This is a genomic window from Chromobacterium alkanivorans (assembly GCF_016937655.1).
Lineage (GTDB): Bacteria > Pseudomonadota > Gammaproteobacteria > Burkholderiales > Chromobacteriaceae > Chromobacterium > Chromobacterium alkanivorans.
Genome location: NZ_JAFHKL010000043.1, coordinates 1 through 620 on the forward strand (window position 1 = coordinate 1; position 620 = coordinate 620).

At 66.1% G+C, this 620-nt stretch carries 1 protein-coding gene; it reads right to left on the minus strand.

The genetic code is table 11. From position 1 onward, the window contains the following. A partial coding sequence (locus tag JW897_RS24120; RefSeq protein ID WP_205467935.1) for a type VI secretion system Vgr family protein occupies window positions 1–618 on the minus strand: 618 nt, incomplete at its 3' end. Between the last annotated feature and the right edge of the window lie 2 nt (window positions 619–620).

Below are 620 nucleotides of genomic sequence, written 5' to 3' on the forward strand. Positions count from 1 at the left end.
AGCGACCAGCTGCACCTGGGGCGTGTCGCCGTCCAGATGATCGAAGCGCCAGGCATAGCCCTCTTCGTGCAGCAGACGCACGATGAAATCGTAATCGCTCTCGCGGTATTGCAGACAGTAGCTGCGCGGCGTCGCCGCGCCGGTCTTGAAGTCCAGCGTCTGGACGCGGGCGAACACCGGATTGGCCTGCTGATGCTCGGCCAGAATCTGTTTGACGATGTCCGGCACTGTCAGGTCCTGGAACACCCGCGAACTGACGCGATGCCGCAGCAGCGCGAACGGCGGCTCTATGGTCAGCTGGTAGCGGCTGAAACCGCCGTCCGAGCCCAGGCTTTCCACTTTCGATACTACGCCGCAGCGCAGGCTCTCCGCGCCGGCGGCGTCGAGGATGCCGAGCCGGGCCGGCAGACCGAGCAGGGTCTTGAGTTCGATCGCGCCGTCCGGGGACAGACAGGTCAACTGGTAGGCGTAAGGCCGGGACACGCCTTCCTCGCCGGCCAAACTCAGCGGCAGCAATTGCTCGGCCGCCACGCTGCCGTCGCCCAGGCTGAGGGTGAGCAGGCGCTGGTCCTGGTTGAAGGCGGAGGCGAAGCTGGCGAGCAGGGTGCTGAGGTCCATGG